This is a genomic window from Pseudomonas sp. K5002 (assembly GCF_013386655.1).
Lineage (GTDB): Bacteria > Pseudomonadota > Gammaproteobacteria > Pseudomonadales > Pseudomonadaceae > Aquipseudomonas.
Map to the genome: position 1 here is coordinate 1 of NZ_JACARK010000076.1, position 25,513 is coordinate 25,513.

Here is a 25,513-nt window from a genome sequence, read left to right on the forward strand (position 1 = left end):
TGCCGCCCAGGCCGGGATCTTCCCCGCCGAGCAACTGCCGCAACTGGAGCGCACCGACTACGTGCAGCACTCCAACGACTCGGCCTGGCTGGTCAACCCCAAGGCACCCTTGACCGGGTTCTCGCCCGTTATCAGCCAGGACAAGATCGGCTTGGGCCCGCGTGCGCGCTTTGCCTTGCAACGCTTGCAGGAGCTCGACAAGCAACCGATCAAGGTCGCCGACCTGCAGAATATGGTCATGGACAACCAGGTGTATCTTGCCAGCCAGGTGATGCCGGACTTGCTGAAGTTCTGCGCGGGTGCCGATGCCAGCGTGAAATCGGTGTGCGACAGCCTGAAAAACTGGGACCAGCGCGCCAACCTCGACAGCGGCCTGGGCCTGGTGCACTTCATCAACCTGGCGGAGCAACTGGCGCAAGCGCCGGACGCGTGGAAGGTGGGTTTCGATCCGGCACAACCCCTGACCACACCACGTGGGCTGGCGGTCGATCGGGCAAACGTGGCCAAGGCGCTGCATGAAGCGATGCTCGCGTCAGCCGCCGACGTGGCCAAGCGCGGGCTGACGGCGGACAGCCGCTGGGGTGATATTCAGGTCTCGGGCCAGACACCGATCCACGGCGGCCCGCAAGAGCTGGGCGTTTATAACGCCATGCAAAGCGTGCCTCGGGCCGATGGCAAGCGCGAGGTAGTCAGCGGCAGCAGTTACCTGCAGATCGTGACGTTCGACGAGAAGGGGCCCAATGCCGAAGGTGTGCTGGCATTCTCCTTGTCCAGCGACCCCGCGTCGAAATACTTCAAGGACCAGACCCAGGCGTTTTCCGAGAAAAAACTCAGCCCGCTGCCGTTTACCGAACAGCAGATCAAGGCGGACCCGCAGTATCAATTGCAGGTTATCCGTGACAAGGAAGAAGCCGGGCGGTAGGGTAGCCCACCAGGAATGCCTGCCCCTTGAGAGAATATTTTTTGAAATCAAGGGGTTGCAAGCCCTGGCAAATGAGTACATAATTGCGCCCATCGAACGCACTGAAGCATTAAAAACTTCAATGTTTTCAATGAGATAGAGTAGAGGCAAGCTTCACATAGCCCACTCAAGTTTGTATGCGGTGAATGTCGGTTGTAGGGCATTGATCGTTTGAGGCCGAGTAGCAAAATGGTTATGCAGCGGATTGCAAATCCGCCTACGCCGGTTCGATTCCGACCTCGGCCTCCACTCTTAAAGCCCCGTAGATCAATGATCTACGGGGTTTTTTATTGCCTGCGATTTGAGAACGTTTCCGCAACTTTTACAATCGTTTTCGCAACCCCCTGCACTTTGGGAGGCGTTGAGGGGGGGAGTCGCAACTGGTGGGGAGAGTTTGTGACGCGTTATTTCGTGGGCTTTACGATCTCACCCACGCGCTGACAGACCCGCTTGGTCATCTCTTCGGTGCTGTGGCCGAGCAGGCGGCTGGCATGTGTAAGCTCGATCTCGCTAGCGGCCTTTGGGCGGATGTCCTTGAACTGGAACTGGCGGATCAGTACGGCCAATGCAGGGTCACCGTCGGCGCCGGCTTTGATGGCTGCTTTTTCGCGGGCTTCATCCCAGCGGTTGCGCAGCATCTGCTGGCTCATTCGCAGGCCGGATGCGTTGGTGATTAACGTCGATGTTTTAATACCGTTCAGGGCCCTGCGTTCTAGGAGGTCGCTGATAAAAGCGCACAGCCCAGATTGCACTCCGTCGTCTTCCAATCGCAGTCGAAGCTTCTTATCGGTTTTGCCTTGTGTCACCCCTAGGAATCCGCTGTTCAAATCTGTGGTGGCCACCTTGAGCACGTCGGCGGGGCGTTGGCCACTCAGGTAGGCCAGGTCCATGGCGTCCTTTAGTTCTTGGGCTGCCTCGGTATACACGGCGTTTCACACGGTATCGCCGGCATAACACTCGGCCCACGATCGGGCGCCGGGCGCCGGTCAGAACAACCACGGCTGTCGCTGGATTCATCAGAATATCGACGGGCGCGGAGATCATGGGTGGTCTTGACAATAACTCTGCTGTGACCCCTCTGACGCTCAAGAATAGACTAGATGCCCTTTGGGTTTCGGCAACGACTGCTGTGGCTGGGGTACTGAAACTGTCTACGCAGGCTCAAGTGAACGCGGGCATCGACAACTCTACAGCCGTTACGCCGCAAACTCTGGGTGTTCGGTTGGCAGCACTGATTGTAGGCGCAACAGAGAGGGTCGCAGGTATTATTAAAGTTGCGACCAATGATGTGATGGTTGGGTTAACTAACAATTCAGACGCAGTTACCGTGGCGAAGTTAAGGCTAGGGTTCTCTTTGTTGGGAGCGGCCAATGGTTATATCGTACTCCCGGTTTGGATGGGAGGGCTCATTTTTCAATGGGGTGAGACTGCTCACACTGGCTCTGACACCAAAATTACGAGTCTATTTATGGCCTTCCCTAATGGTGTAATGAAAGCTATAGGGGGGACCTTTGCTAATGCGTCTGTCGGACCGCAAGGCATTATCAAAACTGTAAATTTGAATCAGATTACAACGTATTCGTCGGGCGGGTATAACGTGTCTTGGTTTGTAATTGGCTGGTAATTTAGGATGGGTGCATGTCAAGACTATATAGCAAGTCCACCGGGAATCTTTATCTAGCGGGTGTGAATAAAGATATTCCCAATGATGCAATAGAAATATCCGATGAGTTGGTTTTGTCAGTAATTGGGAATCCCGCACTAGGGAAAGTTCGTGCTCATGATGAAAATGGACTTCCTTTTCTCGTGGACGCTCCGCCGCCTACGGTAGAGCACCTCGCGTCTATCGAGCGTGCTTGGCGACTGGTTACTGACGGAATTATCAATCGGCACCGAGATGAGGTGGAGAGCGGCGAAGAAACCACGTTAACGATGGAGCAATACAGGGCGCTTCAGGGTTGCCGGCAGGGGTTGCGCAGTTGGCCAGAGACGCCAATTTTTCCTGACAGTACCGGTCGCCCCGTCGCGCCCACCTGGTTGATTGAGCAACTCAGCGAGTAAGAGGCTTTTCGTTATGCAAATTACAGAGCAGCAGCTACTGCTGATCCTCCCGAACGCCGGGCGCCAAGCCGGCGTTTATCAGCAGGCAGGCTTCCCGGCCACGATTAAGTGGCCTGTTGCACCAAGTTGATCTTTTCAGAATGTCAGGCGGCCGCCATTGAGCGTAACTGGCGAGATGGCGGGCTTCCATTGAGTGATGGTGCGGTGGACCGGCACCCCGACCAGGTGGAAGCGGGCTCTACCACATATCTGACGGCAAGGCGCTCCAGGCCCAGGCGCTGCGTGATTGGCCAGAGAGCGCACCGTTCCCGGACAACATAAAGCGTCCTAACGCCCCAGACTGGTTTATCCCGCCGTCCAGCAAGCCAGCCGGTGCCGATAAGTACCGGAGCGCTTGTTTTGGCGTATGCTTCCTTCGCATCAAGAAATACCGGGTGCGGCGATCTGGTCTAGAATAAACCTGTTGCTGCAGGTTCTTATAGCTAAAGTGCATAGCTTTCGTATTTTATGTTCCTGTTTTTTGATTTTTGGGAGGGTGTAACTCGTACCAATATATTAATGGCGCCGGAGATAATCTGACAGCTAAGGATGCACGAATTCACAAGGAGAGTTTTTTGATCATCACGCTAAGATCTAGAACATTTGAGTTTGTGTTGTTTTTATCTGGATATTTTTTCTATAGGTTTCAATATGGAAGTGAAAATGAATACATATCGTTTAATCTGGGTGTTTTGCAAATCGCAGTTTCTATTTATGCCATAGTTAGATATCCGGTTAGGAGAAGGGCGCTAATTTTTGTATTGTTTTCATCTTTTTTTCTTCTTTTCTTGCAAATTGCCTACTACGCTAATTTTGTAATACCCTGGTCCGGATTGCCAGGGGATGGGGCTGAATATCTTTATGCCGCTATAAGGCTTTGGGTTTATTTGTTTTTTGTTTGTATTTATGCGCTGACTATTGCCAGGGATGATCTTTATAAGTTTTGTGATGTATTTATTTTTCTCTCAAGGTTTTCTGTGGTAATTGCGGTCGCCTCTCTGTTTGTTTTTTATACAGCAGGTGTCTCACTTCTTCTAAATACATATTTTGCAGAGCACTTGATTAGACCGCAAGCATTCTTGTCCGAGCCGTCCTCATTTGCTCCGATTGCTGCGGTATTAATGATTGTTGGGTGGTTAAGAAAATCAAAGATTGATATTGCACTTTCTCTGATCGCTCTAAGCATTACATTCTCTCCTATTTCTATCCTGACAACTTTATTGGCGATTTTTTTGTACTCCTGTTTGTACGGGATAAAAAGTACGTCAGCTAAGATATTTATATTTGTTGTTGCTGTTGTTTCTATGTCGACGCTATTCATGATGGATTGCGCGAATCTTGTTGTAAGCCTTAATGGGTTCGAAAGAACTACTGGCAGGGTTTCGTGCGGAGTTCAAGTTATTTTCGATAGCGGTCTTCGTGATCAGTTACAAGACTTATTTACAAATCAAAGACTTACATCTACATTTATGTCGATGGACCTTGCAAGGCAGTATGGCGGTATACTTCTTGGATTTGGGCTTAATTCATCATCTATTTTTATGCCGGCTTTGGTTGGGGAGGTTAGAGAGAACTCCTTGTGGATTTCGATGTTTTTGTTCTATGGAATAATCGGAGTTTTAGTATTTCTCTCGCTTGTCGTTCTTGGAATGCTTAGGGCAAGAATGGTTAATAGGGAGTTTGTTGTTTTCTATTTGTCAGTACTTGTTGCCTCTACAATAAATTCTGCCGGTGGCTTTTATCTGTATTCGTTATTGTATTTCTCAGTAATAGTTATACTTTTCGGAAGGAAGTCAAGAGAGGTAGATAGATTTCATACCCAGCAAGAAGCGCATCAAGATGATTTGACTTCTTCTATAGAATAAAAAGCGAGAGGGAATTATGGTAGGTGAAAATAAAGAAAATTATCTCTCCTGGAAGGGCTGGGATTGTGATTCCTTTGGTTCGCATAGCAAGTGGCACAGATCCTTTTTTAATTCTGAACTTAAGAGGACGGGCGTTTCAAATATTGAAAGCGTTCTAGAGATTGGGTTTGGAAATGGAGAGTTCATGTCATTCGCTGTTGATTCCGGACTTGAAACTGTAGGGGTCGAGTTAAATGATGAGCTTGTGGGCATGGCTTCATCTATGGGGTATGAGTCATATTCTAGTTTGTCCGATATTCCAAGCGGTAAAAGATTTGATGTTGTCGCAATCTTCGATGTATTAGAGCATATCGATCAGGTTGAAATTCCTGGTTTTTTAGCCGAGGTAAAAAACAAGCTAAATCCTGGCGGTGCAATATTGGCTAGGTTCCCAAATGGCGATAGTCCTCTTGGCCGAATTCATCAGCACGGAGATGTTACGCATAAGACAACTATCGGTAGCGGGAAAATTAGATATTTTGCAGATTCTGTTGGTCTTAGTGTTAGATACTGCGGTGCTCCATCAATGCCAATATTTGGATCTCCTGCTAAATACGCGATTTACAATTTATTCGCGAGACCCATAAGATGGATCTTTGATAGATTCTTTGGTTTTTTATATCTTCAAAGAGTAGACGTGACATTCTCTCCGAATTTAACAGTTGTTCTTGCCTTGGATTGATATACATAACATGGATTTGATCTCACTCAGCTGGATATTCAATAATTGATTGCCACCAAATACAAGCCCGCCAATGAGCGGGCTTTTTTTCGCCTTGAGAAAAGCATGCCGATTACGGCGCAGCAATTGCTGCAGATCCTCTCGAGCTCCGGCCGCCAAGCCGGCGTTTTTGTTCCTGTGCTGAATTCGGCCATGGCCAAGTACGGAATCGTCACTCGACTGCGCATTGCTGCGTTCATCGCCCAGGTCGGGCATGAGTCGGGGCCGTTCCGCTGGCTGAAAGAGTTGTGGGGCCCCACAGCGCAGCAGGCAGGCTACGAACGGCGCACCGATTTGGGTAATACGGTGAATGGTGATGGCTTTAAGTACCGTGGCCGAGGCCTGATCCAGATCACCGGGCGGGCCAACTACAAGTCGTGTGACGATGCCCTGGGCTTGGACCTGATCAATCAGCCCGAACTGCTCGAGCAGCCGCAATACGCCACGATGTCGGCGGCGTGGTTCTGGTCGACGCGGGGCTTAATACCCTGGCGGGTCAGGGCGACTTCGTGAAGATCACTCGCCGCATCAATGGCGGAATCAATGGACTGGAAGATCGCCAGGCGCTGTATGACAAAGCGCTGGAGGTGCTGGCATGACGACCATGCAGAAGCTGGCAGGCTTGGCGTCGCTGATCCTGCTGGCCATGGCCGTTAGCGTCGGCGCTGCCTGGAAGGTGCAGGACTGGCGGTTTGACGGGAAGCTGGCAAAGCAGGCGGGGCAATTCCAGACGGACCTTGACGCGATCGGCAATGCCGCTAGCGCCGAGGCCCGCGCCGAGCAGGACAAGCGCCTGGCCATCGAGCAGCAACTGGCCGCCTCCAACCAACAACACACCAAGGAATTATCCGATGCTCAGCGCAATCAGGCTTTGCTGCGTGACCGCCAGCTACGGCGCCCCTGGCGCTTTAAGGAAAACCACCGAGCATGACTGCACGCACCTTGCGTATCTGGTTTCTGGTCCACAAATGGACCAGCCTGATCACTACCGTTTTCCTGTTGTTGCTGTGCCTGACGGGGCTGCCACTGATCTTTCATGAAGAGATTGAGCACTACTTCGAGCCGCCGCCGCCCCTGCGCCCGCTGACCGCCGATACACCACCAATCGACTACGACACCGTCATTGCCAGTGCATTGGTGGCGCAGCCGGGGGAGGTCGTGCGTTTTGTCGGTTTCGATCCCGAAAGTCCGCTCGGTACGGTGTACACGGCAACGAGCATTATGCCGCCACCGATCGAGGGGCATTCGCAGTCGTTCGATACACGCACTGGCGAGTTATTTCCTGCGGTGCCGCCAGACGAAGGGTTCATGAACCTGATGTTGCGCCTGCATACCGATTTATTCATGGGGTTGCCCGGTTATCTGTTCCTAGGATTCATGGGGCTGCTGTTGGTCGCGGCGCTGGTGTCCGGCGTGGTGGTGTACACACCGTTCATGCGCAAGCTGGACTTCGCCACTGTGCGCAACGGGCGCAGTTCACGCTTGAAGTGGCTGGACCTGCATAACGTGCTCGGCATCGTCACCCTCGCCTGGGTGTTGGTGGTGGGGCTGACAGGCGTGATCAATACGCTGGCATTGCCCATTTTCGACTTTTGGCAGAGTGACCAGTTGGCGCAGATGACCGCGCCCTACAAGGATGCGCCGCCGCTGGAGCGCCTCGGGTCGTTGCAAAAAGCGCTGGATACCGCGCGTAAGGCGGCGCCAGGCATGGAGCCCAGCTTCATCGCCTTTCCCGGTACTCAGTTCAGCAGCCAGCACCATTACGCAGTGTTCATGCGCGGCACCACGCCGCTCACTGCGCGATTGCTCAAGCCGGCCCTGGTGGATGCGAGTACCGGCGAGCTGACCGACATGCGTGAGATGCCGTTGTACGTGAAAACCTTGCTGGTTTCGCAGCCGCTGCATTTTGGTGATTACGGTGGTGTGCCGCTGAAGATCATCTGGACGCTGCTCGATCTCATCAGCATCGTCATCCTCGGCAGTGGGCTCTACCTGTGGCTGAGCCGTCGCAAGGGACCGTTGCAAAAACGCTTGGATGAATTGCATGCCAGCGGGCCGGAAATGGGGGGCCGATCATGAGGCGCGGACTGTGGATGATCTTTCGCTGGCCGCTGTTGCTCTTTGTTCTAAGCCTGTTCGGATTGCTCTCGGCGCTGATCGGTGACGGCGTCTATGACCTGCTTTCATGGCTCAGCCTGGGGGTGCCGTTGGGGCTGGTCGGGGTGGTTTGGCTGCGTTTGCGTTCAGCCAAACGATGATTGGCGCGATCCTCCGCGCCGTCATCAACAGCGTCAGCTTCCACTCGGTTGCAGGTCGATTTTCTCCCAGCGGCAACTCACCCACGGAGTTCGCCAGGGCATTGGGCATGCTCAGCGCCGCGACGAAGTCGTGAATGCCGCTGTACTGGGAAAGTCTTCCGCACATGGCCAAGCCCTCAACCTGAAACCTGAGCTTAGACAATGGTTTTCGGGTGAGACATCAGTTCGTTCAGCACACTGCGCAGCCTCTCGGCCTCGCGCGTGCTGAGTCGATCTGAAGTGGTGAGGTTGGCGATCTGCTTCCTCATCGCTGCAGCTTCGGCACCGCGCAGCCTGAGGTATCCGGCAAACTCTTCGTTCTTTGCCTGTGCTTCTGTCAGCATCGCGACCAGGCCGAAGATATCCGCCCGGGCCTTGCGCAGTTGCAGGTTCAGTTCCTGGATCTCGTTCTCGAGCAGCCGGGCGTGTTGTTTGTGCATTTCGAGAGGCGTGGGGATGCCAAGCCACCCGCAGGTGTCTTCGTCGATATTCATAGGAGGTATTTCGAGCGCTGTATGTGTATACAGTATTCGAGATTGAGTGAAGTGGAATGCTTGAGGCGACGAACTGCAGGGTTACCCGACGATCAGTCGGGCGCGGGCCTCCCACTCTTTACTATTTACCGGCGGTGATACGCGCCATGAACTGACGCGTCAGGCTGGCGATCTGCTCGGTTTTTTCATCGAGCGCGAAATGCCCCGCGTCCAGAATATGAACCTCGGCCCCCGGCACATCATCCTTGTAGCGCATCGCCCCCGGCACAATGAACGACGGGTCGTATTTTCCCCACATGACCAACATCGGCGGTTGGTTGTCTTTCAACCATTGCTGCCATTTTGGGTAAGAGGCTACGTTGTTCTGGTAGTCCAGCAACAACGCCGACTGTATCGCCCGCTGGCCCGGACGGGATAAGGCGGCAAACTCGTCCTCCCAGGCATCAGGGTTGTAACGCTCGGGATGAGGGCTGGTGCCCAGATGGCGCTGCTTCGTGCCCTCGTACCCCGTGAACCCATCGACTTGTTCGGGATGTTCGGCGGGAGCCTTCCAGTACTTGGCGATGTTCGCCCACTTGGCACCCAGGCCTTCGTCATAGGCATTGGCGTTCTGGATGATGATGCCGTGCAGTTTTTGCGGCGCGTTGAGGATCATCCGAAAGCCTACCGGGCCGCCGTAGTCCTGCATACACAGGGTGTATTCATGGATTTGCAATTGCGTGAGCAGCTTGCTCATGGTGTCGGCCAGATGGTCAAACGTGTAGGTGTAGGTCGCGGCCGAGGGCGCGTCGCTTCTGCCGAACCCGGGGTAGTCGGGTGCGATCACGTGATACCGGTCAGCAAGCAGCGGGATCAGCGAGTCCCACATGCGCGAGGACGAAGGGTAGCCATGGAGCAGCACCAGGGTCGGCGCGTCCCTGGGGCCGGCCTCGCGATAGAAAACCCTCACGCCGTCCACACTGGACCAATGATAGCCAGTGGACTCGGTGGTATAGGGGACGGACGGCACCGGTTCGCTGGCGTGTGCCGGTGCGGTCATCGAAAGAGTGGTCATAAGTGCTCCCAGCGTGCAAAAGGTGGCGATGTTCATTGAGGCCCTGAGCTCTGATTTGCGCATTTCCCGGTGAAATGCAGCTGCGATCAGAGTGAACGCATCCGGGAACTCACACCATTGGCCCAATGACCATTTTTCATTAGAATCGGGCCAATCTCGATCAGGCCCGCCCTATGAAAAAAAGTGTGAAAGTTGCAGTCATCGCTTTTAACGGCATCAGCCCCTTTCACCTTTCTGTGCCGTGCCTCGTATTTGGTAAAGATCGCCGAGTGGGGGATTCGCCCTGGTTTGAATTGGTGGTCTGCGCGGGCGAAGAGGGGGCGCTGGTTACCAACGCCGGTTTCGCGATCCACTGTGACCATGGTTTGGACCAGGTTGCAGGAGCTGACATCGTCATCATTCCCAGCTGGCGGGACGTCACCGAAAGGCCGCCGTGCGCACTCCTCGAAACGCTTCAGGCAGCCCATGAACGGGGCGCGCTGGTGGTCGGCCTGTGCCTGGGGGCGTTCGTGCTTGCCCATGCGGGCCTGCTGTGCGACAAGCGGGCAACCACGCACTGGGCGTGGGCGGCGCATCTGGCGCGAGATTTCCCACGCATTGAAGTGGACCCCAAAGTGCTCTATGTCGAGGCGCAGCAAATCCTGACCTCTGCAGGCGTGGCCGCAGGGCTCGATTGCTGTATTCATATCGTCAGGCGGATCTATGGGCGGGGGGTTGCCAACGCGTTGGCGCGTCAACTGCTGGTTTCCCCCCATCGCGACGGAGGCCAGGCCCAGTTCATCAGCCAGCCTGTTCCTCAAGGCGCAAGCGACCAGCGTCTCGGCCAGTTGCTGGACTGGCTTCGGGCAAACCTGGGACAACCGTTGTCAATCGATCAGGTGGCGACGAGGCTGGCGATGAGTCGACGCAGTTTCACCCGGCACTTCAAGCAACTGACCGGCTCGACGTTTGGCAAGTGGCTCACGAATGAGCGAATCAAGGCCGTCCAACTGCAACTTGAAACAACCGACCACAGCGTCGAGTCGATCGCTGACGCTTGCGGGTTTGGTACAAGCCTGTCGTTACGCCAGCACTTTTTCTCGATCGTGGGCGTGAGCCCCACAACCTACCGGAAGGCTTATCATCGATAGGGAGCTACCTGTAATTTCCGGTTCCGATACCCGTTCGCTGACGTGCAGCGACGGAGCGAAAACTGGCCAGTGACTCCTGCGGGTACAAGGCCGAAAAGCTCTCCAGGCAACCGCCTGCAAGTGAAAGCGATTTGGCCTCGGGCTGGCAGTTTCCTCCTGACTGACTAACCTTCTACGCATCGGCCATCCTTGTACAAGTGTCAAGGGTCCACCTCAGGGACCTGAATCGGCGCGCTGGGTTGGCAAGTCATAAGGAGAGCTTCATGAATGGACTTATCTCAAGAGTCTTACTGGCGTTGACGACACTGGCCTGGGTGTCCGGCTCGCAGGCCGCGACCACCGTCACCGGTCAAATCAGTGCGTCGCTGATATTGATCAACAGTTGCCTGGTCAACGGCGTAGGAGGCACCACAGGCTTGAATTTCGGTGCGTTGAACTTTGGTACCGCCAACACCCTGTATACAGAGGCTGATGGGCAAGTGCTGGGCGGCGGCGGGGCGCCTTTGTCTATTCAATGCTCGGCGGGTACTTCGCCGGTATTGACCATCACGTCCGGCGCCAATGATGGCAAATCCACCGGTGGAACGCGTGCCCTGGCAGACGGTGCCGGCCACTTTGCGCCCTATGACATCTACACCGACGCCGCCCACACGCAAATTCTTGCCAACAACGGCACTATCAATCTGGCGGCCAGCACCGGGGTTGCGCAAACCGTGAATATTTACGGTAAATCCCCAGGCAAGGTGGGTTTGCCGGCCGGCACTTATACCGACACGATTGCGGTCACGCTGACGTTTTGAATATGAGGTATATCGCTTGCGGCAATCTTCGGATGCCAAGGGAAATAATTTATTTGCTGTTCCATTTTGAACTCCGTCTTCCATTTTTGAGCGGGAGACGGCATAGATTTATTGATTTTTAAATTGATCTCTACCTGTATCGCATTCACACCCCTAAAGACATCTACGGGATGACAGGAGTTGGATGATCAGGTGCATGCATCATGTTAATATCGCCACCCCTCGTGACCGAGGGGCCTCTGGCGGGCAGGCTGGTCGAGAGAAAATCCCCTTGTTTCCTGAGATTTATAGCTTGATGTGCCATTTTTAACGTCCATGGCATGATTTCATGGGCGTTAATCAGCCGATATTCATTTTTCCATTTAAAGCTGCGCTTGCTATGGCAGCAGTTCAGAAACTATACGCCTCAAAAGGAAGAGTCATGGCCGTACCACGCATTATTTTCCCAATAGCCATTGCTGTTGTCGTGCTCGGAGCCGGCACGCTGATCTATCAGGGCCTCAACGGCACAAGCAGCTCGCTGAGCTGCGCAGATGATTTCTCGCAAGCCACGGTTATCGAGGGTGTTAAAGGTACAGTTGCCGGCGACACTACACTAGCCACCAGCCAGGCTGGTGAGTCTGGACATATTCCTTTTGCCAAGCCTTACCATTCGGTCTGGTGCAAATGGACGTCCCCAGAAGACGCAAGCTTCACATTTGATACCACAGGCTCAAAATTCGACACCGTGCTTGCCGTTTATAAAAGCACGAGCCTGAATTCGATGCCGGTGGCCGGCACGAACAATAACCAGTCGGAAAATGATGTAACCAGTGCTGTGACTTTTTCAGCCAAGAAGGGTGAAACCTATTCGATTGCCGTCGATGGGTTTGAAGGTGCTTACGGTAAGTACATCCTCAACTGGGCCAAGAAATAAGCGAACATGGCAGCTGTCGGCGGCCATTGGCTAAGGTGAAGGGGGACGACAATCCTCCACACCAGAAAACCCCGTAGATTAACGTCTACGGGGTTTTTTATTGTCTGCCGGTAAGTACGATGGGCGAAAAAACCGCAATCGCGGGCCTTTTCGCAGGGCAGCCCGACTTACTTGAACAAACCGCCAATTGCGTTGATCGCATCCGCAGCCTTGTTCACGTTTTGCTGGCGTTGAGGGTTAGTGTCCACTTGTGCCTGAGTGTTGTAGGTACTGTTGCTGCAGCTCTTGTTGGTTTGTGTCAGTGCTGCCTGGAACGCGGTCGCGCGCAACGTATCGCCCTTGGCATTGGCCGCATTGATATTGGTCTGCAGGTCGCGGATCTGTTGCTGGCAGGAGGCACTGTTGGCGTTGACGGTGTTGTTGCTGTTGCCGGCACCCCCCAAGGCAGATGACAGGGCACCGGTGAGGGCAGACAGGTCGGCGGCGTGGGCGGGCAAAGTGAACAGGCTGAACAGGGCGGCGGCTGGGGCGAGTTTGGAAAGACGCATGGCAAACCTCAATGTTTTATTGCCTGCGCATCTCCGGGGGCCCGAGCAGGCGCAGAACAATATCCGTATAGAGGTGAGCGCTCGGGTGGGGCGAAATATATTTGGTCAAATTTTGACCTTCAACCGTGAAACTCCATAAATGTGAGTTGTTTCACGTTGTTTGTCTGGCATTGACGACGTATCAAGGTGAGGGCACGAGCCCGAGTGATGCGCGATGCAAGCTGAAACGCCTGGGTGCTTCACTTGGCGCAACAAACACCCGATAGCTTCACCAGCAGTGTCAGCGCGACGATTGCCCAGCCAGAGTTGAGTGCGACAAACATCCATTCCGGCGGATTTGTACCCAGGAAAATCGTCGAGGTAATCGTCAAGAAAACCATCAAAAGACCAATTGGGAGCCAGAACCAGAGGTGTTTCTGGCGCTGGCACACCTCTATGTGCAGCGGGCTATCTTGATGGAGCGTCATGTGTTGTCGGCCTCGGTAACCTGCTGCTTCCCTGCCGATGTTCAGCTCAAGAGCGCTATCCTGAGCAATGAGTCCAGGTGATGCAAGGCTCATTCGCCGTTAGTGTCCATCAATCAGGCGAAGTGCCAGTTCGGCACTGAAGGTGCCTGCCGCCGGGCCTTCATGACAATCGGTTTTCGTCGAAGACGCACCGTCCGAATTGCCCGGGAGTTTGATCCATAGGGCAACCAACCGTGGCGAAAGCACTTGCGGTGGCATGCCCAGTCTGCGCCCCACCGGGTTGCACCAGTCTCCAGGATTCGCACCATTGCCGTTGCGGCTGGTATCCACCGCCACGGCTTTTGTATAGGCGTATTCGCTTAACAACCTGGCATTGATGGCATCACCATAACTGCGCACCTGGGCGAGGGTGTAGAAGTTGGCGATATTCAGGGCAAACCCCCGAATCTGTTTCACCCCGGCTGCATTCAACGCATCGGCCATGGCGCCTGGGGATTTCCAGCCTGGATTGCCAGCGTCCAGATAAACATCGACATGGCGTGCGCGCTGGTTGAACCCCGATACGGCGTAATTGATTAGCCCCAGCCGCTCGGCGCGCTTGTCTTTGTCCAGGCACTGCAGGTCTGCCAGTGCGTCCGGCTCCAAGATAACCAGCGCCGGCTGGTCTCCAATGCCTTTGATCAGTTGGTCTATCCAGCCCCGGTACTCCGCCGCTGCCGGTGCGCCACCCTTCGAGGCGCCACCGCTGCAGTCGCGGTGGGGCAGGTTATAGGCCACCAAAATCGGTGTTTTATCAGCGCTGGCGGCAGCGGTTACATAGCGATTGACGCGCTCGGCCAGCGTTCCTATGGCCTGGCTGGTGCCGGTCAGCCACAGGGCACTGGGCACCTCGGCAATGGTTGAGCGGATGCTTGCAGTGGCAGGCGTATCGGGGTGCTGCTGGACCCACTGTGCGGCGGTGGACTGCGGGTTGACGTAGAACCCATCACTCGCCTGGGCAGCAGGCAGCATCGACAAGCAGATAAAGCCGGCGGCAAGGGTGGCGATCTTTAGCACGCTCTACACCAGTAAGAGGGGCGGGTGGCCAAGGTAAGTCGGCTCGCCGCTGACGTCACGTGAAGCTGCATGAAGCTTGCCGGCTAGCCGCGCAGACAGTGCCCATGGCATGCTCCCACGCTCAGCATCCAGTCAAGGAAGAACGATGTCGACCTATGTAATCACCGTCCCTTGCTTTGCGCAGATGTTGCGCTCGCTCAAGGGGCTTTTGTCCAAGGCGAGGCGCATGCCGGCGAGTTGGGCTATGACCCGCGAAACCTGCTGAGCGCGCGGCTGGCGCCCGACATGCACACCCTCGCAACGCAAATCCGGTTTGTGTGCACCCAGGCCCAGGAATCGGTCCAGCGTCTCACCCATCAACCGCTGCCGGTTCTGAGCACACCCGCAACCCTGAGCGAGGCGCGTGGGTTGATCGAGCAAACCCTGCAAGCCCTTGCCTCGGCAGATCGCGAACTCATCGACAGCAGCGAGCGCGCTATCTCGATAGAACTTCCCGACGGTACTATTTTCGACATGACAGCCTACGAATACGCGGTCAATTGGGCCATTCCACAGTTCTATTTTCACCTGATGACCGTCTATAACATCCTTCGCCATAACGGTGTGCCGCTCGGCAAGGCCGATTACGTGCCGCATATGTTCGCCTTCGTGCGCACGCAATAGGTAGCCACCCGAATGAATGGACCCCGCCCCTGCGCATAAGCGTATGGTGGGTGTTAAACACGTTTATTGAGGTACCCGCCATGGACGATAAACTCGGCATCCGCCTGAAAGAGGAACGCAAGATCCTGGGGCTCTCCCAACAGGAGTTTGGTGCGATTGGCGGTGTGGGTGCGAATGCTCAGGTGCACTACGAAAGTGGCGCGCGGGCGCCCAAGTCCGATTACCTGATTGCCATCCGGCATAAAGGCGTGGACGTGCTTTACGTGTTGACGGGGGAAAGGGCGGTTATCAACCAGGCCACCCTGAGTGACAAGGAGACGTTGATCATCAACCACTACCGCACGCTGGACGGGCTGGATCAGGATGCGATTGCGCAGATCACTTCCTCGTTGTCTGACAGCTAGCAACGAGGAAGTCCCGGATTTGCTTCGCGCCAGGCTAGAAGCTGTCGGTCGTCCTGAAGCTGCCGCCGCCTGTACTGCCTGACGTCGAAAAGCTGGCCGTGTTGTTATTGCTGCTTTCGACGGTGGCGACGCCAAGGACGACAGGGCTGATCGATGCGCTGACATAGCCTCGCGTCGCCCCTGCCGCTACCTGACTGCGGCGCACGATTTTAAGGCCCCGGCTAAGCACATCCACAACCTGGCCAAGGGTTGCACCCTGGGTCATGTAGCTCTCTACCAGACGCTCGAAGTCAGTCGACAGGTCAAAATAAACATCGCGGCCGGTAAACGCATCGTTGCGAACTTTGCGCTCCAGGTCTTTGGCACGCTGGTAGCTGTTCTGGTGTACCACGGCCTCTTCCTGGGTATCCGCCAGTTGCTGTACCACCGCTTTCAAGCGCAGGTTCAGGGTTTGCAGTTGCTCGACGATCAGGTCGTCGGCGTCGTCCGGGGTGTGGCTGGCCAGGTCGATCAATTCGCCGATGCTGCGGGTTTTCAACTGGTCAGTGAGCAACTGGCGTGCGCGCTGGTACTGCGGGTCTTCGTTGCGTGAGTAGCTGCCGAGTTTTTCCTGGATGGCATTGGCCTGGCGCTTGGCGTTGTCGACTACGCGTTGCAGGGTGTCGAGCTCGGGTTGAATTGAGGCCTGTCCCAACTGGTCACGTGCCTGAGCCAGTTGCGCATCGACGCTGGCACTCAAGGTGCTGATCAGGGCGATGCGCTCGGCCTGCAAGGCCTCGTTTCGCTCACCAAGGGCGATCAGGCTCAGCTCGTTCTTGCGGTTGGCGAGGTAGTTCACCTTAGTCGCCAGCCAGTTGTCCATCCAGCGGTTCAGGCGGTTGCGCCGGTATTGGTCGGTGCCGAAGGCGTGTCCGCGCAGGTAGACGTAGACCAGGTTGGTATCAAAGGTCGGACGCTTCAGTGCGCACTCCTGGCGCAAGTCTTCATAACCGCTGACGTGTTCTCGGTGGGCGGCCTGGGCCAGGTCCAGTTGCTCGACCTGGCGGGCGTAGTCGGGGTTTTGTTCCAGGGATTGCCGGGCTTGCTGGTCGAGGGTGTCGGCTCGCGCTTGCAGTTTTTCCTTGCCCGCCAGCGCCTGGGCCACGGTCTGCTCAGCGTCGCGCAGTTGCTGGTGGAGCAGGTCCTGGGACTGTTGGCGCAGGTTCAGGGCGGCGGCGACTTGCTCGTTCTGCGTGTTGCCCTGGTCCAGGTGCAGGGCCGCGATTTTACCCAGGCGCTGGGTAATGTCCTGCTCCAGCGCCAGTTGCTCGCCGAGCAGTTCAGACAGGTGTTGCTCGGCCGTGCGAATCCTCAGCTCGGCGTTGCGGGAGTTACGTTCGGTGATGCCGATCAGGGTGTCAGGCGTCATGTCTTCACCACTCCAATATCGTTTCGAGCGGGTCGGTGGTCCGTTGGCTCAAGTAGGTGACTTCCATCCTGCCGGCCGGCTTGCGGCCGATCACACGGTTGGTCAGGTGGCCGTCGTCGAGTTTGTCGGCCTTGACCTTCAGGTATTCGGCCTGCGGTACCCGCACAGCGAACTGGCTGGCCCACGCGCCGGTGCCGGTCTCACTGCTGACGGTGGGCAGTAGAACCGGCCTGTCCGACAGGTCGACGGCTTCGACAACCAAATACCAGCTCTTGCCCTGGGTCGAACCAGGATTGGAATTACACAGCGCCTTGTCGTAGCAGCGCTCGACACCGGACGGCGTGCCGGGCCGGTCGACAACCCGAATGGTCACCTCCTTGGGGATCAGTTCGGTGTTGGCACGCAGGGCCCTGAGTTGGCCGCCGGCTTTTTCGATTTCGAATTTCCCGATGAGGTCTTTGATCATGACCAATTCGGCCTGCATGCCCCGCGTCGCTTTACTGTCGGCGGCGGGCAGGTGAATGTCGGCGACTTTGCGGGTCAACTCGTTGAGCTGGTCGGTCATCGGCTGGACTGCCTTGACCTTGGCTAAAAACGCCTCCAGTACGCCGATCTGCTCACTGGCGTAATCGACCCCGGAGGTATCGACCATGGCCAGGGCATGTTCGGCCTTGGTATTCAGGCGGGGCAGGGCACTGAACAGGTCGCCGCCCTCAATATAGGCCGGGTCCTGCTGCACGGCGCTCAGGCGAGCCTTCAGGTGGGCGATGTCTGATTGTTTTTGTGCCGCGTTCGTCTCGACGGCGATGGCCGCTCTTTGAGCCTCTTGGATCTCGTGTCTGGCGACCATCACCCGGCTGCATTGCACCACCAGCAAGGTGACCGCAATGAGCTGGATGACGAGTATGCCGCGATGCCGCCTGAGCAATACTTTGCTCCAGAAGCGGTCAAGCGCACTCAGTTCCGGGGCCTCGAACACCAGGCGTTTGGAAAAGAATTCGCGCACGCCCTGATCGATCTGCGCTTCGGTAAATTGAATGCCGTTGTTCTGGTAATACTCGCGGATGCGCGCCGCCACTTCTGCGCGGCGTTGGGGCAGGCTCAAGTCCTTTTCCACCGCCATCTGCTGGTGGCGCAGTTGATCCACCAGCGCCATCGCGCCGAGTTGCTCGGAGAGAAGAATGTCGCTCATCAAGCGGCCTTGGTCAGCAATGCGGCGAACTTGCGTTTGGCCTCTTCGACGGCTTCGGCGATGTCACGGGACGCGTTGCTGGATTCAGCGCGGTAGGTTTCCGTCAGGCCGTGCATGTCCGTCTGGAAACTCAGGGTGGCGTCGGCCAGGGCGCGCACCGAGTCGACCTTGATGGTGGAGCCATAGCTGGCCTTGACCGCTGCTTCCAATTGGGTGTTGCCGGTGCTGCCCAGGGCTTCAAGACCCTTGCTGATGCCCTCGGTGGTGGCGTTCAGCGTGTTGGTGGCTTCGGCCAGTCCACTGTTGCTGGTGAACGACACCGCGAGGCCGGTCAACACCACTTCGTTGGTAGAGAAGAACGAGACCATGCGCTGGTACTGGCGCTCCTTGATCACATGCACCTGGTTGATCCGGGCGAAGACCATTTCGGCCGTGTTGTAGCCGACCTTCAGGTCATCGGCGATGTCCTTGACGATCTGGTAGCGCTTGTCTTCGTCCTGCAGCGCGCGTACGGCTTCGTCACGGCGCAATTCCAAGGCCGCGCGTTCGGCCGGCGCCAGGGTTTCGGCAGCCGTGACTTGGGCGTTGGCCTCGTTCAAGGCCTGGGTACGCTGCTCCAGGACCTGGCCGGCCAGGGCGAGCACTTGTTGGGCATCGACCTCGGCCGCTTTCATGGCCATGCGAAAATCCAGGTAGGCTTCCAGAATCACCGTTTCCCGGGAGATCTGGTCATTGGCCGACTTGCACACCTGCAGGTAGTTTTCACGGATCTCGCTGAAGCGGCTGGGGATCGAGCCACGACGCAGGTTCATCCAGCTCAGCTTGAGCTTCTCCAGCGTATCCAGGCGCCCGTCATCCATCCAGCCGGCCATGGCGGCCGCGTCTTCGCGGATTGAGGTGAAGCTCTGGGTGATGTCCATGAAGCGTGTGGAGATATCCATGCCGGCAATCTGCTCGCGAACCACGCTGTTGAAGGTGGTCGACTGTTGCAGCACGGCAGCGATAGCGGTGACTTTGGCGGTGTCGTACTGGGCCACGCGGTCCAGCAATACCAGTACCGGTGCATCTGGAACCGGCTGCAGAAGATTGATGCCCAGGGTCCGCAGGCCCGTCAGCGCGCGGTCGAGGTAGTTGCTCATCGAGTGTCCTTTCAGGATGTGTTCAGCACAGTGTGCAGTGCAGAGAAGGGCGCAAGTATACCGATCAATGAAGGCAAACCAATGGCAGTTTGGTTGGAGGGCGCCTGTTGGCAGGCCTGACGAAGTGTATGACCGTATCTACCGCTAGCTGTACGGGGCGCAGGCTGGCGCAACGTTCTACTGTCACGGCCACAGTACTCGTTCGGATGTCGCGCCATGCTCATGTCTTCAAGCCTGCTTTCAGCTTTCGCGCTGTTCGCCTTTGTGTCCTCAATCACCCCTGGTCCCAATAACACCATGTTGCTGGCGTCCGGGGTGAACTTCGGTTTTATTCGCTCGATCCCCCATGCACTGGGCATCAGCATTGGCTTCATGTTGTTGGTGATCGCAGTGGGCCTGGGCCTGGGAGAAGTGTTCAAGGCGCTACCGTGGGCCTACACCGTATTGCGTTATGTGGGGGCGGCGTATTTGCTGTACCTCGCCTGGAAGATTGCAACCTCCAGTGCGATGTCCGATGACACCGATGACAAGCGCAAACCCATGACGTTTCTTGGCGCGGCGGCCTTCCAGTGGGTCAACCCCAAGGCCTGGGTCATGGCGCTGGGCGCGATCACCACCTACACGCCTGCCGAGGGTTATGTCACCAACGTGCTGTTGATTGCTGCGGTGTTTGCCTTGGTAAACCTGCCCAGCGTTTGCGTATGGGCCGGCTGTGGCAGCGGCTTGCGCAATGTACTGCGCGAGCCACGCTGGTTGCGGGTGTTCAACTGGTCGATGGCGGCGCTGTTGGTGCTGTCGTTGTATCCGATGTTTTTTGCCGGCTGACACGCCCTCTGACCTCCAGCGGGTTGCGTCAGCAGGCCATGGATCCTAGACCGGTGAGATGGTGGCCAGCAGACCAATTGCGATGGTCAGCGCAAGAAAACCGAACAGGAAAAATGCCATCTTAGCCATAAGGCCTCCGAAATGAACGGGCCGGCAGGACGGTTCCTGCCGGGCTCCACGGGCGTGTCGGGAGTGGGTGTATTGTCAGGGCAGGGCGGTTTTCGATACAGGGGCAGATGCAGAAGAAAAAAGCGTATCAGATGGGCCGGGGCGCCGCAGGAGCAGGAAAGCCGGGGATGATCATTTTGGGGTATCAGGGAATAAACAGCGGCTCAGTGCCTTGTGGGCGAGGCTGGTGAAGGAACTAACCTTTTGCGTGGAGTATCGTATCCACGATTTTCGTGGGAGGTTGAAGGCGAACTGCGTCGTGCGTGGCTATTCTCAAGCGGCGCTGGGAGGGTTCCTTGAAGTGATTTCATCGGGGCGAGTAGGCAAATGGGCAAGACATTGGCTGCGCTGTCGTTTTTGATGACCCTGGTTTGGGTTTCAGTGGTTATTGCGGTAATGACTTATTTTTCCTGATGCAGGTGGGGCACGGGTGCGGCACCTGGTGAAGCGGTCGGTATCGCCATTGCCCACTCCCGCCTGCAAAATCTGTAGATGACTGATCTGGCGAGCTTTTTTGTTTGCCAGGGCGCCGCTTGATTGTTTGAAAAAGCCCGCACCCGACCTTGCATCGAGGGGGCTGGATCTATATATTCCCTAGCCTGCTGCAACGCTCAAGGGCTTTTAACGCTGCTTGGCCTGCTGCATAGCGCTACCGCCCGAATGGCGAAACTGGTAGACGCATGGGACTTAAAATCCCCCGCTCGTAAGGGCGTGCCGGTTCGATTCCGGCTTCGGGCACCATAATATTCAAGGGTTTGCGGGGTTTTAGGACCTGGCTGGCTCTTTGTGTTTTTCCGCAATATTCTTCTCCTTTCCGCAATTCACTTCGTCGGCGTAACTTTTTTGCCGATACGTTTGCGGATGTAGTTCTCTGTCATCACCACGGTTGTGTGCCCAAGCTGATCTCTGGCTTGCAGAATATCTCCGCTTGATTCCGCCTTATCGGTACCAGCCTTTGCGCGCAGGTCCCGCATCTGAAAGTCTGCCTTTTTTACGCCGGCAGCTTCTCTCGCAGCATCAAATCTCCCCCGTAACATACTGCTGGTCATGGGCTGCCCGTTGTCCATTACGATGAGTTTACTGGACCGGATTTTATGGCTGTCTTTCCTGGCCAGTATTCGGTCGATCACAACCTTCAACTCCCCAACGATTTCAATTCGTCGCTTGGCCTTGGTTTTTCCCTGCTGCACAGCAAGGCGATCCTCCCTGATATCGCGCTCATCCATTTTTAGGGTGTCAGCGATACGCTGGCCTGTCAGGTAGAACAGATCTAGCGCGTCTTTCAGCGGCTGGTCTGCGTGCAAATACACCATCGCGAGCATTTCATCTTCGACGTAGATGTCACGTCCGCTTTCCTTATTGCCTTTAACACCGGCGCAGGGATTGGCCAAGGACGTGTAGCCGCTGGTCCTGGCGAAGTTCCAGATCGAGCTGAGCAACGCTTTCTCGCGATTTGCACGCACAGGAGCAGTCTTTCCTCGATGTCTCAAGTACTGAGCAACGTGCTGGGGCTCAATAGCTTCCAGCGGGGCTGGTGGGTCATTGAAAAAGGCAAGTAGCTGCTTCAGCTCTCTGGCGTTGTCTTTCTGCGTCGCCGGCGCTTTAGTTGGAACAACTTCCAGCATGTATTTTTCAGCGACATAGGCGAAAGTCAGTACATCCTGCGCCATGGCCTGGGATACACGGCTTTTTTCGAGCTTTGCATATTCCAAAATTGCCAGCCCGTAGTCCTTGCCCAATGGTATTTCTTTGCGTGGCGTCCCGCCTGTGTCGTAAAGGTAATACGTCGTGTCGCCACGCTTCCTTTCGCGTAGCCGGGGAATGCTCCCAGGCCGGGTTGGTTTTCGTCCCATCTACCCCACCAGCCGCGGTTGCCATTTCGGTTTTTCCATCACGCCGGCAGCCTCGCCAGTGAGTGCAGATGCGATGACGCAAGGCCACCCGCTGCGTTTGATGGTGTGGCGAATGCCGTTTCTTTTGAGAACTTGCACCTGGCCTGCTTTCGTTTTCGCGCCGGTAAGCGTGCAAACCTCTTCATGCGACAGGAAGTGAATACCGTCCATAACTACCTCCCACCGGCCGCCGTGGGCCGGGCTGTCTTGATGATGTGAATGACCAGGCTGAAGGTGATCAGCATCCAGCCGCAGGTGCCGGCGAAGGCGTAGAGGATGTCGGCCGTTTCGCCGTCGGCCAGAAGGCGTGGGCCGAGCCAAAAGAACCAGCAGCCGCTGCCGACCAGGTACAGCAAAGCGCCCAGCAGGATCAGGGTGAGTTTCATTGCGAACATGTGGTGTCCTTGCCGCGCTGGGCGGCAGAAGGTGGGTTAGGGTTATGCTCTTTCGCAGAGGTCCAGGCCGATCTGGCTTACGCGATCGACACAGGCGGGGTTAAGCCAGATGCATTCGGTTCGGTTGGCGGTGCCGCGCCCTGCGCTGATGCGGGCGGATGTGCTGTAGCTGGCCCAGCCGGGTAGCAGCTCCGCGTACAGGTCACTCGGGTAACCCGATAGCACGACCATTCCTTCTAGCTCGAGCAAAACGCCGAGTAGATCTCGATGTGCGGCGTCATCCATCTCGTGTCTGTAGTACCGTCCGCTCGACGCGCCCTTGTACCTGGTGTCATGCACATAGGGCGGGTCGACGTAGTGCAATGTCTGCGGCCCGTCATGCGCCTTGATCACTTCGATCGCGGGGCGGTTTTCGATTAGGACGCCGCTCAGCCTCTGGCCAACCTCGGCGAGCTGCTCTGGATAAGTTGCCCAAAGTGATTGCGCGGTGCCGTACTGGCGTTTTGTATCGATGCGAAAGCCGGTGACGCCCTTGGTGGCACCGGCGGAGCCGAAGCCCATTTGCGCCCTGATGATTGTTCGTCTTGCACGCTCGATTGGTTCGGCGCTCGACTCCCAGGACAGTTCGAACTCTTCGCGGGAATAGGGCGTGAATACCAGGCGCTCGACCAGTCCCGATCGCGAGTCCTGATCTTGCAAAACCCTGAACAGATTCACGATGTCGCCATCGAGGTCGTTGTACACCTCGGCATACGACCGCGGCTTTTGCATCAGCACGCCAGCGGCGCCGCCGAACGACTCTACGTAGCAGGTGTGCGGTGGGAAGTGTTGCAACACCCACGGCGCAAGCCGGAACTTGGCGCCGTGGTACCGGATGACCGGGGCGGTGATGGTCATAAATATTTTCCAGGCGTGCGCCCGCCGCTCACCGGCAGGCATCTAGGGGAATGGAGTGATGGCTTTTTGCTCGGGTATCTCGACCCTTTGGATGGGTGTACAACAGGTGTTCAAGTCGTTGCGACTGTGGGAGGACGCGTGTCACACAACCTAGATGTGCCGATCGCTCATGAGTACCGAGGTCACACGGTATTCCTCAAGTTCGTCTGGAAAAGGCCGAACGACCCGGTGCCTACATCCGCGACAATCATCGAGCCCGTGGACATACACGGAATGGGTGAAGTCGCTGCTGAGCTTTCAGGGCCGTGGGCCGATTACCCAGCCGCATTGGACGAAGCAATGACAGCGGCAGAGCGCTGGGTTGATAGTCAGCTTCCGTGATCCCGGCCGCCGCTCACCTGCGGGCATGTAGGGGGATTGGGGTTAGGCGAACTCGGCGTTGAACGCTTCAATGATTGCTGGTGCGCAGAACGTGATAGGAAGGGCGTCCGTGCTTTTACCGTCTGAGATGATCACCCAGCCATCCTTGCGCAAGGTGCAGGTCTCTTTGCCGGGAGTGATGCGTGCGATTGGCAGCCACGAGAATGGAAGCCTGCGATTGATCCAGAAGATCAACTTCATGGCCTCGGCCCCTTGTAGATGAAGACGTAGGCGAACCAAGGTGGCGATCATGGAGCCCCCTCTTTGCGGTACCCGGCGTCGTAGATTGCTGCGGCTGCGCTTTCAGTGATGTAGGGGCCGCAATTCACGACGCTAGCTGCTTGAATATGCTTGATTTCTGCGCGGCGCTCATCTGCCGCGATCTGCTTGGGCGATCGAAACTCTGTGGCCCACTGCAATTCCTCCTGATCGAGGAAGCTAACTACAGCCATTCCGTTGCGGTGGGCCAGAACTGTGCATTGCCGAAACGTCGCTGTCCGAGCGCTGAATGCTTCGCTGGTTGCTCCAACAGGCGGCAATCCTTCGCCGTTCCAGTGCTTTCCATTTTCTTCAGGCATGACTTCGTCCTTGCCGCTATAGCGGCTGACTTTGAAGGGGGAGGGGTTAAGCGCACTCGAGGTGCGCCATGGGTGGTGACTATTTCGGGGAGTGGTGTTGCTGGCTAACGAATTTTCCAATTTCGTGAAAGGTCTCTATGGCGGGAGCTATACCGTCATGAGCAATGGTCACCAGTAAAGCAAGAGCAGCAAGCAAAGAGAGTGTGGTGCTGTTTTTTTCAAATGTATTATTGACTCTAAAATCCAAGCGCTCTTTGGAGGTCTTCCACTCTTGGCCGTTAAAGTACGTCAAATAGAAATCTATGTAATGTGAGCCGGGTCTGATGGTTTTGCTCGTTTTTAAATTGTACTCGAAGGGAGCCTTCCCACTTTTCAATTCGGTAATTAACAGTCCGGGCTCGTTAGCATCAAAAAATAATGTAGGATCTTTCCAGTTGGCAGTTTTTACACCCATGCATATGCAGTTGTAACCCGCGTTGTCTACGTATCCTGTTTCCCTTCCCCATTTTATTGTTATTGACCCGTTCTCCTGGGTTTCTATGTATGGGGTGTGGTGTACGGATGAACTATCACGGTCAAATAAATCCGATGAGATATAGCATTGAATCTTGCAGTTTGATATTTCTCCATAGCCCGTTATGTATTGTTCAAAACTCAAATTGTCGCCTGCGTTAATTACTGTTTCGCCGACACGGGTTGCAAGTGCATAGGCGCCCGGCATCTCGGCATTTTTCCATGTTCGAGGGGTTTTCATCTCATCGATATTCATTGCGTCCTGCGCTCCTTAGGCTTGCATGCAAAGTAACTACAGCATTCAACGGAGGAAAGTGCAATCCACTAGCTGCGGGGCTGGGTTGCTCTTGCATCAACCCTCGTTACCAGGTCATGAGCATTCACAATAGTCATGCCGAGGCGTTCGGCGATCAGGACTTCCAAGCGGGCACCCTTTGAATGCTCCCAGCCGGGCAGGGTGGCCACGGTGTCGCAGTCCATCAGGGCGGCAATGTCGCGGCGCATGCAGTCGTTCCAGGTTCCGCCGTCGGGGTTGATCTCGGCGGGGTTGGTGACGGTGTGCCCGCCGGCG

29 protein-coding genes, 2 tRNA genes and 4 pseudogenes are annotated in these 25,513 nt (G+C 56.0%); 17 read left to right on the forward strand and 18 right to left on the reverse strand.

Annotation, left to right across the window (positions count from 1 at the left end; translation table 11 throughout):
- Both HX846_RS04680 and HX846_RS04685 read left to right on the forward strand, forming a co-directional pair.
- Positions 1-922: penicillin acylase family protein (locus tag HX846_RS04680; RefSeq protein WP_178965046.1), on the forward strand; the 922-nt coding region annotated here is incomplete at its 5' end.
- A gap of 214 nt (positions 923-1,136) precedes the next feature.
- Positions 1,137-1,210, forward strand: a tRNA-Cys gene (locus HX846_RS04685).
- A gap of 155 nt (positions 1,211-1,365) precedes the next feature.
- Here the strand turns inward: HX846_RS04685 and HX846_RS04690 are convergent.
- Positions 1,366-1,887 (reverse strand): tyrosine-type recombinase/integrase, encoded by a 522-nt coding sequence (locus HX846_RS04690; protein ID WP_372241966.1) that lies wholly within the window; start codon positions 1,885-1,887, stop codon positions 1,366-1,368.
- A 116-nt stretch (positions 1,888-2,003) separates the two neighbouring features.
- Between HX846_RS04690 and HX846_RS04695 the strand changes: the two genes are divergently transcribed.
- From HX846_RS04695 to HX846_RS04730, 8 genes and pseudogenes are all read left to right on the forward strand, one after another.
- On the forward strand, positions 2,004-2,585 hold the full coding sequence (locus HX846_RS04695) for a hypothetical protein (protein WP_178965048.1): 582 nt from the start codon (positions 2,004-2,006) through the stop codon (positions 2,583-2,585).
- 14 nt (positions 2,586-2,599) lie between these two features.
- Positions 2,600-3,022, forward strand: coding sequence for a phage tail protein (locus tag HX846_RS39450; RefSeq protein ID WP_256739767.1), 423 nt, complete (start codon positions 2,600-2,602; stop codon positions 3,020-3,022).
- Between the two features lie 614 nt (positions 3,023-3,636).
- Positions 3,637-4,926, forward strand: coding sequence for a hypothetical protein (locus HX846_RS04705; protein WP_143495460.1), 1,290 nt, complete (start codon positions 3,637-3,639; stop codon positions 4,924-4,926).
- A 16-nt stretch (positions 4,927-4,942) separates the two neighbouring features.
- On the forward strand, positions 4,943-5,647 hold the full coding sequence (locus HX846_RS04710) for a bifunctional 2-polyprenyl-6-hydroxyphenol methylase/3-demethylubiquinol 3-O-methyltransferase UbiG (RefSeq protein WP_087693945.1): 705 nt from the start codon (positions 4,943-4,945) through the stop codon (positions 5,645-5,647).
- Positions 5,648-5,752: 105 nt separating this feature from the next.
- Positions 5,753-6,285: pseudogene (locus HX846_RS04715) on the forward strand (glycoside hydrolase family 19 protein).
- A pseudogene (locus HX846_RS04720) lies at positions 6,282-6,572 on the forward strand (lysis protein); the annotation flags it as partial. The pseudogenes HX846_RS04715 and HX846_RS04720, both read left to right, overlap by 4 nt.
- A 41-nt stretch (positions 6,573-6,613) precedes the next feature.
- A complete protein-coding gene (locus HX846_RS04725) occupies positions 6,614-7,765 on the forward strand; it encodes a PepSY domain-containing protein (protein ID WP_178965049.1) in 1,152 nt (383 codons plus the stop codon).
- A complete protein-coding gene (locus tag HX846_RS04730; protein WP_023658797.1) occupies positions 7,762-7,944 on the forward strand; it encodes a hypothetical protein in 183 nt (60 codons plus the stop codon). The genes HX846_RS04725 and HX846_RS04730 overlap by 4 nt, the downstream gene beginning before the upstream one ends.
- Before the next feature lie 25 nt (positions 7,945-7,969).
- Here HX846_RS04730 and HX846_RS39455 read toward each other — a convergent pair.
- The 3 genes and pseudogenes from HX846_RS39455 to HX846_RS04740 all read right to left on the reverse strand — a co-directional run.
- Positions 7,970-8,110, reverse strand: a pseudogene (locus tag HX846_RS39455) (DUF159 family protein); the annotation flags it as partial.
- Positions 8,111-8,138: 28 nt separating this feature from the next.
- The gene (locus HX846_RS04735; RefSeq protein WP_008435088.1) at positions 8,139-8,477 is read right to left on the reverse strand and encodes a hypothetical protein; all 339 of its coding nucleotides are present in this window, start codon (positions 8,475-8,477) and stop codon (positions 8,139-8,141) included.
- Positions 8,478-8,598: 121 nt separating this feature from the next.
- The gene (locus HX846_RS04740; protein ID WP_256739768.1) at positions 8,599-9,531 is read right to left on the reverse strand and encodes an alpha/beta fold hydrolase; all 933 of its coding nucleotides are present in this window, start codon (positions 9,529-9,531) and stop codon (positions 8,599-8,601) included.
- A gap of 173 nt (positions 9,532-9,704) precedes the next feature.
- On the opposite strand from HX846_RS04740, the gene HX846_RS04745 reads away from it, so the two are divergent.
- The 3 genes from HX846_RS04745 (at position 9,705) to HX846_RS04755 (ending at position 12,377) form a co-directional block, all read left to right on the forward strand.
- Entirely contained in the window at positions 9,705-10,661 is a 957-nt protein-coding gene (locus HX846_RS04745) for a GlxA family transcriptional regulator (RefSeq protein ID WP_218168931.1), read from the forward strand.
- 263 nt (positions 10,662-10,924) lie between these two features.
- Positions 10,925-11,461, forward strand: coding sequence for a spore coat protein U domain-containing protein (locus HX846_RS04750; protein ID WP_032899364.1), 537 nt, complete (start codon positions 10,925-10,927; stop codon positions 11,459-11,461).
- 328 nt (positions 11,462-11,789) lie between these two features.
- Positions 11,790-12,377 carry a hypothetical protein gene (locus HX846_RS04755; protein ID WP_177020016.1) on the forward strand — a complete coding sequence of 196 codons (588 nt, stop codon included), beginning with the start codon at positions 11,790-11,792 and terminating at the stop codon, positions 12,375-12,377.
- Positions 12,378-12,544: 167 nt separating this feature from the next.
- Here the strand turns inward: HX846_RS04755 and HX846_RS04760 are convergent, their stop codons facing one another.
- The 3 genes from HX846_RS04760 to HX846_RS04770 all read right to left on the reverse strand — a co-directional run bounded on the left by HX846_RS04760 (position 12,545) and on the right by HX846_RS04770 (position 14,448).
- Positions 12,545-12,925, reverse strand: coding sequence for a DUF1090 family protein (locus HX846_RS04760; protein WP_003207691.1), 381 nt, complete (start codon positions 12,923-12,925; stop codon positions 12,545-12,547).
- A 239-nt stretch (positions 12,926-13,164) separates the two neighbouring features.
- Complete coding sequence (locus HX846_RS04765) at positions 13,165-13,485, reverse strand: hypothetical protein (RefSeq protein ID WP_178965050.1); 321 nt, start codon at positions 13,483-13,485, stop codon at positions 13,165-13,167.
- Between the two features lie 6 nt (positions 13,486-13,491).
- Positions 13,492-14,448, reverse strand: coding sequence for a glycoside hydrolase family 6 protein (locus HX846_RS04770; protein WP_177021942.1), 957 nt, complete (start codon positions 14,446-14,448; stop codon positions 13,492-13,494).
- A 145-nt stretch (positions 14,449-14,593) separates the two neighbouring features.
- Between HX846_RS04770 and HX846_RS04775 the strand changes: the two are divergent.
- Positions 14,594-15,111, forward strand: a pseudogene (locus HX846_RS04775) (DUF1993 family protein).
- 80 nt (positions 15,112-15,191) lie between these two features.
- On the forward strand, positions 15,192-15,515 hold the full coding sequence (locus tag HX846_RS04780) for a helix-turn-helix domain-containing protein (protein WP_003207700.1): 324 nt from the start codon (positions 15,192-15,194) through the stop codon (positions 15,513-15,515).
- A gap of 34 nt (positions 15,516-15,549) precedes the next feature.
- Here the strand turns inward: HX846_RS04780 and HX846_RS04785 are convergent, their stop codons facing one another.
- Genes HX846_RS04785 through HX846_RS04795 form a run of 3 tightly spaced genes read right to left on the reverse strand, consistent with a single transcriptional unit; the run spans position 15,550 to position 19,254 of the window.
- Complete coding sequence (locus HX846_RS04785) at positions 15,550-16,923, reverse strand: hypothetical protein (RefSeq protein ID WP_177008545.1); 1,374 nt, start codon at positions 16,921-16,923, stop codon at positions 15,550-15,552.
- Positions 16,924-16,927: 4 nt separating this feature from the next.
- Positions 16,928-18,115 carry a DUF6384 family protein gene (locus HX846_RS04790; protein ID WP_177035499.1) on the reverse strand — a complete coding sequence of 396 codons (1,188 nt, stop codon included), beginning with the start codon at positions 18,113-18,115 and terminating at the stop codon, positions 16,928-16,930.
- The gene (locus HX846_RS04795; RefSeq protein ID WP_134326489.1) at positions 18,115-19,254 is read right to left on the reverse strand and encodes a merozoite surface protein 3b; all 1,140 of its coding nucleotides are present in this window, start codon (positions 19,252-19,254) and stop codon (positions 18,115-18,117) included. Before HX846_RS04795 ends, HX846_RS04790 begins: the two co-directional genes overlap by 1 nt.
- Before the next feature lie 216 nt (positions 19,255-19,470).
- Here HX846_RS04795 and HX846_RS04800 point away from each other — a divergent pair, with 216 nt between their 5' ends.
- Both HX846_RS04800 and HX846_RS04805 read left to right on the forward strand, forming a co-directional pair.
- The gene (locus HX846_RS04800; protein ID WP_087693934.1) at positions 19,471-20,079 is read left to right on the forward strand and encodes a LysE family translocator; all 609 of its coding nucleotides are present in this window, start codon (positions 19,471-19,473) and stop codon (positions 20,077-20,079) included.
- 822 nt (positions 20,080-20,901) lie between these two features.
- Positions 20,902-20,988 (forward strand) — tRNA-Leu (locus HX846_RS04805).
- Between the two features lie 80 nt (positions 20,989-21,068).
- On the opposite strand, the gene xerC is transcribed toward HX846_RS04805, so the two are convergent.
- The 8 genes from xerC to HX846_RS04845 form a co-directional block, all read right to left on the reverse strand.
- Positions 21,069-22,100 (reverse strand): tyrosine recombinase XerC, encoded by a 1,032-nt coding sequence (gene xerC / locus HX846_RS04810; protein ID WP_102368912.1) that lies wholly within the window; start codon positions 22,098-22,100, stop codon positions 21,069-21,071.
- Entirely contained in the window at positions 22,101-22,310 is a 210-nt protein-coding gene (locus tag HX846_RS04815; protein WP_177021937.1) for a DUF4224 domain-containing protein, read from the reverse strand.
- Positions 22,311-22,312: 2 nt separating this feature from the next.
- On the reverse strand, positions 22,313-22,534 hold the full coding sequence (locus tag HX846_RS04820; RefSeq protein WP_177021936.1) for a hypothetical protein: 222 nt from the start codon (positions 22,532-22,534) through the stop codon (positions 22,313-22,315).
- Between the two features lie 42 nt (positions 22,535-22,576).
- Positions 22,577-23,431 (reverse strand): DNA adenine methylase, encoded by an 855-nt coding sequence (locus tag HX846_RS04825; RefSeq protein ID WP_177070475.1) that lies wholly within the window; start codon positions 23,429-23,431, stop codon positions 22,577-22,579.
- Positions 23,432-23,854: 423 nt separating this feature from the next.
- Positions 23,855-24,103, reverse strand: coding sequence for a hypothetical protein (locus HX846_RS04830; RefSeq protein WP_178965051.1), 249 nt, complete (start codon positions 24,101-24,103; stop codon positions 23,855-23,857).
- The gene (locus HX846_RS04835; protein WP_178965052.1) at positions 24,100-24,429 is read right to left on the reverse strand and encodes a hypothetical protein; all 330 of its coding nucleotides are present in this window, start codon (positions 24,427-24,429) and stop codon (positions 24,100-24,102) included. The genes HX846_RS04830 and HX846_RS04835 overlap by 4 nt, the downstream gene beginning before the upstream one ends.
- A gap of 79 nt (positions 24,430-24,508) precedes the next feature.
- Complete coding sequence (locus tag HX846_RS04840) at positions 24,509-25,198, reverse strand: hypothetical protein (RefSeq protein WP_178965053.1); 690 nt, start codon at positions 25,196-25,198, stop codon at positions 24,509-24,511.
- Between the two features lie 68 nt (positions 25,199-25,266).
- Positions 25,267-25,513, reverse strand: a 247-nt coding sequence (locus HX846_RS04845) for a DUF4406 domain-containing protein (RefSeq protein ID WP_178965054.1), incomplete at its 5' end; no start/stop codon positions are given.

Coding starts and splice junctions, on each gene's coding strand:
- HX846_RS04730 (WP_023658797.1), top strand. CDS start 7,762: ATGAGGCGCGGACTGTGGATGATCTTTCGCTGGCCGCTGTTGCTCTTT.
- xerC (WP_102368912.1), bottom strand. CDS start 22,100: ATGGGACGAAAACCAACCCGGCCTGGGAGCATTCCCCGGCTACGCGAA.
- HX846_RS04815 (WP_177021937.1), bottom strand. CDS start 22,310: ATGGACGGTATTCACTTCCTGTCGCATGAAGAGGTTTGCACGCTTACC.
- HX846_RS04840 (WP_178965053.1), bottom strand. CDS start 25,198: ATGAATATCGATGAGATGAAAACCCCTCGAACATGGAAAAATGCCGAG.
- HX846_RS04765 (WP_178965050.1), bottom strand. CDS start 13,485: ATGAGCCTTGCATCACCTGGACTCATTGCTCAGGATAGCGCTCTTGAG.
- HX846_RS39450 (WP_256739767.1), top strand. CDS start 2,600: ATGTCAAGACTATATAGCAAGTCCACCGGGAATCTTTATCTAGCGGGT.
- HX846_RS04755 (WP_177020016.1), top strand. CDS start 11,790: ATGGGCGTTAATCAGCCGATATTCATTTTTCCATTTAAAGCTGCGCTT.
- HX846_RS04745 (WP_218168931.1), top strand. CDS start 9,705: ATGAAAAAAAGTGTGAAAGTTGCAGTCATCGCTTTTAACGGCATCAGC.
- HX846_RS04795 (WP_134326489.1), bottom strand. CDS start 19,254: ATGAGCAACTACCTCGACCGCGCGCTGACGGGCCTGCGGACCCTGGGC.
- HX846_RS04710 (WP_087693945.1), top strand. CDS start 4,943: ATGGTAGGTGAAAATAAAGAAAATTATCTCTCCTGGAAGGGCTGGGAT.
- HX846_RS04830 (WP_178965051.1), bottom strand. CDS start 24,103: ATGATCGCCACCTTGGTTCGCCTACGTCTTCATCTACAAGGGGCCGAG.
- HX846_RS04735 (WP_008435088.1), bottom strand. CDS start 8,477: ATGAATATCGACGAAGACACCTGCGGGTGGCTTGGCATCCCCACGCCT.
- HX846_RS04780 (WP_003207700.1), top strand. CDS start 15,192: ATGGACGATAAACTCGGCATCCGCCTGAAAGAGGAACGCAAGATCCTG.
- HX846_RS04785 (WP_177008545.1), bottom strand. CDS start 16,923: ATGACGCCTGACACCCTGATCGGCATCACCGAACGTAACTCCCGCAAC.
- HX846_RS04825 (WP_177070475.1), bottom strand. CDS start 23,431: ATGACCATCACCGCCCCGGTCATCCGGTACCACGGCGCCAAGTTCCGG.
- HX846_RS04835 (WP_178965052.1), bottom strand. CDS start 24,429: ATGCCTGAAGAAAATGGAAAGCACTGGAACGGCGAAGGATTGCCGCCT.
- HX846_RS04695 (WP_178965048.1), top strand. CDS start 2,004: ATGGGTGGTCTTGACAATAACTCTGCTGTGACCCCTCTGACGCTCAAG.
- HX846_RS04725 (WP_178965049.1), top strand. CDS start 6,614: ATGACTGCACGCACCTTGCGTATCTGGTTTCTGGTCCACAAATGGACC.
- HX846_RS04800 (WP_087693934.1), top strand. CDS start 19,471: ATGCTCATGTCTTCAAGCCTGCTTTCAGCTTTCGCGCTGTTCGCCTTT.
- HX846_RS04740 (WP_256739768.1), bottom strand. CDS start 9,531: ATGACCACTCTTTCGATGACCGCACCGGCACACGCCAGCGAACCGGTG.
- HX846_RS04790 (WP_177035499.1), bottom strand. CDS start 18,115: ATGAGCGACATTCTTCTCTCCGAGCAACTCGGCGCGATGGCGCTGGTG.
- HX846_RS04750 (WP_032899364.1), top strand. CDS start 10,925: ATGAATGGACTTATCTCAAGAGTCTTACTGGCGTTGACGACACTGGCC.
- HX846_RS04760 (WP_003207691.1), bottom strand. CDS start 12,925: ATGCGTCTTTCCAAACTCGCCCCAGCCGCCGCCCTGTTCAGCCTGTTC.
- HX846_RS04820 (WP_177021936.1), bottom strand. CDS start 22,534: ATGTTCGCAATGAAACTCACCCTGATCCTGCTGGGCGCTTTGCTGTAC.